Origin of the sequence: Demequina sp. (genome assembly GCF_024642165.1) — a bacterium.
Taxonomy (GTDB): Bacteria; Actinomycetota; Actinomycetes; order Actinomycetales; family Demequinaceae; genus Demequina.
The window spans coordinates 1-4,688 of the sequence record NZ_JAHEBP010000143.1; the positions used below are offsets into that span (position 1 = coordinate 1).

General features: G+C 70.2%; 6 protein-coding genes. 1 reads left to right on the top strand and 5 read right to left on the bottom strand.

Features of this window, described 5'->3' with window-relative positions; all coding sequences use genetic code 11:
• The 4 genes from Q0L54_RS10470 to Q0L54_RS10485 all read right to left on the bottom strand — a co-directional run.
• A partial coding sequence (locus tag Q0L54_RS10470; protein ID WP_296667906.1) for a DUF6226 family protein occupies positions 1–650 on the bottom strand: 650 nt, incomplete at its 3' end.
• Positions 651–690: 40 nt separating this feature from the next.
• Positions 691–1,203 (bottom strand): aminoacyl-tRNA deacylase, encoded by a 513-nt coding sequence (locus tag Q0L54_RS10475; protein ID WP_296667908.1) that lies wholly within the window; start codon positions 1,201–1,203, stop codon positions 691–693.
• 65 nt (positions 1,204–1,268) lie between these two features.
• Positions 1,269–1,787 carry a thermonuclease family protein gene (locus Q0L54_RS10480; protein ID WP_296667910.1) on the bottom strand — a complete coding sequence of 173 codons (519 nt, stop codon included), beginning with the start codon at positions 1,785–1,787 and terminating at the stop codon, positions 1,269–1,271.
• 51 nt (positions 1,788–1,838) lie between these two features.
• A complete protein-coding gene (locus Q0L54_RS10485) occupies positions 1,839–2,303 on the bottom strand; it encodes a hypothetical protein (protein ID WP_296667912.1) in 465 nt (154 codons plus the stop codon).
• A 116-nt stretch (positions 2,304–2,419) separates the two neighbouring features.
• Between Q0L54_RS10485 and Q0L54_RS10490 the strand changes: the two genes are divergently transcribed.
• Positions 2,420–3,844, top strand: coding sequence for an MFS transporter (locus Q0L54_RS10490; protein ID WP_296667914.1), 1,425 nt, complete (start codon positions 2,420–2,422; stop codon positions 3,842–3,844).
• Here Q0L54_RS10490 and Q0L54_RS10495 read toward each other — a convergent pair.
• Positions 3,795–4,085: a hypothetical protein gene (locus Q0L54_RS10495; protein WP_296667916.1), complete on the bottom strand. Its 291-nt coding sequence runs from the start codon at positions 4,083–4,085 to the stop codon at positions 3,795–3,797. The two genes, Q0L54_RS10490 and Q0L54_RS10495, sit on opposite strands and share 50 nt — an antisense overlap.
• Positions 4,086–4,688 lie beyond the last annotated feature (603 nt).

The window sequence follows — 4,688 nt, forward strand, 5'->3', positions numbered from 1 at the left end:
CGCTTGGGCGGCCACGGCATCCAACGGGCGCCGTGGCGCTCGCGCTGGCTCTGCTTGACGGCCTCCAGGTCCTCCTTGTTGGCGGCGCTGCGTGGCGTGGTGTTCGAGCGCGCACCCCACGAACCAGCGAGCGAGACCTGGATCCCCTCGGTCCAGCTGTACCGCTCCTGGTAGCGCCCCTCCACCACGGAGAACACCAGGTTCTCGAGCTCCTCGGCACAGAACTCGATCGCTTCGTCACACGCGTCGCAGCCGCACGGCGGTGAGCTCTCGAGGCCCACTGCACCCATCGCGACCACCACGCTGGGGAACGTGGTCTCGGCTATCACCAGCGGCGCGGACATCTCGTGCCGAGGCACAAAGGTGGTGGCGCGAGCGATGCGCACCTGACCGTGCTCGTAGCGGCGCAGGGCATCGGGAGCCCCGTCGGGGAGGCCCTCGGTGGTGTGCACGTCGACGTCGTAGGTGCTCGCGAGGTGCTCGATGAGCGCGTTCGCCACGTCGACCAACGGGGCGAATCGCTCCGGATGCCGGGTCAGCGAGTAGGTGCGCTCCGGCGGACCCGCGTCTCCCCAGCGGGAGCCGTAGTGGATCGCCTTGCCGTCGGAGTCGGTGAAGGCCAGTTCGGGGAGGGGGGGTCTGACGTACACGCATGCCAGGGTACCCGGCCCCGGCCCGCAGGGCAGGCGGTCAGGCGCCTCGCGGCGCCGGCGGTTCGGTCACGTCGGCCACCTGCGCGCCCAGCACCGCGACCAGCTGTGCAGGATCAACGGTCGCTGCGACGCCGTGCGCGCCACCCCCGATCGACACGGGCCCCTCGCGGGACACGATGAGCTCGTCGGCGATCACCGGCCACGGCTTGCCCGTGGCAGGGTCCGGCGCGGCGCCGAACGGCGTGATGGTGCCTCGCTCGTATCCGGTCACGTCCCTGGCTACGTCCTTGTCGGGCATCGAGACGCGGTTGACGCCCAGCAGCGCCCGCAGCTTAGGCCAGCTGATCTCGCGGTCGCCCGGGACCAGCACCAGCAGGTAGTCGCCCTCGGCGCGGCGCACCACCAAGGTCTTCAGGATCTGCCGTGGCTCCAGTCCGCGAGCCCGGGCCGCCTCCTCCAGCGAGCGCACCGGCCCGTGCGAGGTGATCTCGAAGTCCAGGCCGGACGCCTCGAGAGCGCCGATAGCCGGGGTGGACGATGCGGGCTTCACACCGCCTGCAACGCTTCCGTTCGCGCGGGGCTTCCCGCGAGCGCCGCCGAGCCACGTCGGAATCCTCAGGATCGGTCTGGCGCGCACAGGTCCGGGTGAGCCGCGTCAAGATCGCGATAGCGATCCTGGTGGACGTGCCAGTCATAGCCGTCGAGGCCGTCGTAACGGGCCACTGCCAGCCCGGACTCGATCATCAACTCGCCCACGTCTCGGCCGGCAATCACCACATAGCGCAAGATCCGCCCGTACGAATCCTTGTCGGCCACCGATGCGGGATTGACGAGAGCGACGGACTCTCCCTCCACCGCATCACGCAGGACCGCCGTCGCTTCGGCATACCCGCATTGGTCGCGCTCGGGGGTGTCGTAGCCGATCAGCCTGACGTGCACGTCGCCGTCGACCACCACGGTGTCGCCGTCTACCACGTAGATCACCGTGGCAGCGGCGGTCGTGAGTCGAGTGTCGTGGACCGCCGACCTCGGCCCTTCGCCACTTCCGCTGGCCCCTCCCGCGCCGAGCAGGGTGCAACCGGAAACGAGCAGCGCCGCCAGCGGCGCAGCCGAACCCTGCAGAATCGATCTCACGGCGTCTCTCCCACGGGCCGAAGGTGCGGGCGCGGGCGCTTCGCTTCCGTTCTAACCCTCGAGATAGATGGTGCCCGTGGCGTCGGGGCCGTGCGAGGAGACGAAGGCGAGCCTGGCGATGCCCCGCACGGCCGCGATGAACCACTCGGCGATCATCTCGTCCGCCTCGCCCTCGACTCCCGAGAACGCGGCGACCATTCCGTGGCGCACCACCCCACCCGGGAAGACGATGTCTCCCGCCGCGTAGAGATGCGGCTGATCCATCCGCAGCCGCGACGTGTCGACGCCGGTGCGATGCGCCACCTTCGCCTTCGCGACGGCGAACCCGTACGTCGCGTCCTCGGTGTCGCCGATGCTCCCGGTCCACAGGATCACCGCCTCACTGCGCGCCGGGTCGAGGACCACGAGATCCCCCACCGCGCCTCGGATGATCCCGTGCTCGGCGGCGCGCTCGATGGACGGCTTGATGAGCTCCCAGGCCTGTGCGCACAACTCGGGCGTGAGTCCGGTGAACATGACGGTCCTTCCCGCGACGGATTCCTCCACGCTAGCGTGCGCGGCGTCGCGACGGAGCGATGCGGCGTGCGACCATGGAGGCAGTCCATCGTCGGCACACTGGTGATTGGCCCGCCGTGACCCCCTCTCCCGGAAATCCGGATCGTTCGCGCGCCCGCGCGCCGGGTCCCGTCGACCCCGCGCTCGACGTCCTGGCGCCCGCGATCCTGACGGCGGTGGTCGCCTATCCGGTCGCGGGCCAGGCCGCGATCCTCCCTCCCGTGCCCGACTCCGCCGACGCGCATCGTCCCTCGGCCCTCCCCGTGCCCCACCGCCGCGCGCTCGCGGCGCTCACGGTGCTCGCGTTCTCCGCGTTCGCGTTCGTCACGGCCGAGGTGCTGCCGCTGGGCCTCATGCCGCCCATCGCCGCCAGCCTGGGCGTGGCCGAGTCGACCGTCGGGCTTCTCATCACTATCCAGGCGTTGGTGGTGGTGGTGGGCTCCGTGCCCCTCGCCGCGGCGACCACGAGGCTGCGTCCCCGGACGGCGCTCATCATCGCGCTCGCAGTGTTCATGGCCGGGCTCGCGATCGCGGCGACCGCGGGCAGCTTCACCCAACTCGCGGTCGGGCGGGGCCTCTCAGCCGTCGCGCACGCGCTGTTCTGGGCGGTGGCGACGCCGGCTGCGGCCGGGATGTTTCCGCCCGAGCTCCGCGGGCGGATGGTCGCGCGGCTTCTGTTGGGCGCGTCGGGAGCTGGCGTGATCGGGCTGCCCGTGCTCACGTGGCTGGGCCAGTCACGGTCGTGGACCACGGCGTATGGGGTGCTCACCGTCGCTGCAGGGGTGCTCCTGGTCGCGCTCCTGCTGCTGATGCCCAGCTTCCGCGCCGAGGAGGGCACGGCGGCCCGAGGTCAGCTCCCATCAAAGCGGATGTTCGTCCGTGTGCTGGTGGCAATCGCGCTCGCGGTGGGTGCGATGGCGGTGACGTGGACATACATCGCCCCGTTCCTCGTGCGCGTGACGGGCTTCGCCGAGACAACGGTGCCGCTGCTGCTGGCCCTGGGCGGGGTGATGGGCACGGTCACCACGGCCTTCGTCGGCCGCTACCTTGACCGATGGCCGGTGCGCTCAGCGGTGGTCGGGCTGGGGTTGCTCGTGCTGATGTTCATCGGGCTGGCGATCGGCGGCTCCTCCGTGCCGGTGACGGTCGCGATGCTGGTACTACAAGGCGCCTGCTGGGCGATCGTGGTCGCATCACACCTCAATTGGGCGATGCGCCACGCCCCGGGGCGCACCGATGTGCTGATGGCGCTTTACCAGTCGATGTACAACGTGGGCAACATGCTGGGCCCGATCGCGGGTGGCGCCATCCTGAGCGCCTACGGCGCGGGGTGGCTGCCGGCGGCGAGCGTGGGGCTCTCGGGGGCGGCGTTCCTGGTGGTGCTGTCCGTGCGGCCCTGGGGGCTGCTCGCGCGAATGCGAACCGCCCGCATGCGACCGGTCTCGCGGCAGATTACGAGGCCGGCGCCGCCTCGACGACAGAACCGATCTCCGCAACAGTGAGGTAGCCGGGGCCGGGGTGCTGCAGGGCGTCGGGCACCATGGGGCGGTCCGCGAAGAATCCGTTGCGGAAGTCCTGGCCGGGCACCACCGCTGCCGTGCCGAGCGCGAACCTAGGGGCGATGTCTCCCACGTACCAGCCGCTGAAGTTGTCCACGGCGCGCTGGAAATACCCGCCCGTCACTACGGCCCACCCCGCCGCGACGATGATCGCGATGCCAGCGATCTGGATGGCGATGTCCATCCACGCGACCCTGCGAAGGGCTCGGCGCGCCAAGGAAGAGTCGGGGGACGAGACGGCCCGCGGGCGCGACCCGGCTCCGAGAGGCCTGCTACCTCGCAGGCCCCACGTAGGAGCCGAAATGTACGGGACTGTCACGGTTTACCCCCCTCTCATCACACTTCACATGTCCGATTTGTGCAACCCGAGCGCGGCAATCGCTATTCCAAGCGGCGGCAAAGATTGAATAACTCCAAGCCGTCCTGCGGGCCGGAGCTCCCGTGGCGGCGCAAGCCGAGGTGCCGGGCGAGGCGGGGCGGAGTCGGCCCCGAGGACCCTGCGTGTCGAGCCCGCGCGGGCACCCACCGCGGCCACCGACGGGACGTCGCGAATACGGCAAATTCAGGTGATTGTCACGTCTGCCCTTTTCGAGTCGTTTTGCGACCTGTATTGTCTGCCTCAGCGCACCAGTTCACCTGAGGGCTGGCCGCGCATTGGTGTTGTGCACAGCTGGGGGGCTGAGATGGATCGCAATCGAGCAATGGGTGGCTCTGCCGTAGTGGAGTCCAGGGCGCTTGCCGCGGTACGGCGCGCCCGCGTCACCGCGTCCGCGCTGGTCACGGCACT

Excerpts from the sequence above, each read along its gene's own strand:
- Q0L54_RS10485 (WP_296667912.1), bottom strand. The coding sequence starts at position 2,303 with ATGTTCACCGGACTCACGCCCGAGTTGTGCGCACAGGCCTGGGAGCTC.
- Q0L54_RS10495 (WP_296667916.1), bottom strand. The coding sequence starts at position 4,085 with ATGGACATCGCCATCCAGATCGCTGGCATCGCGATCATCGTCGCGGCG.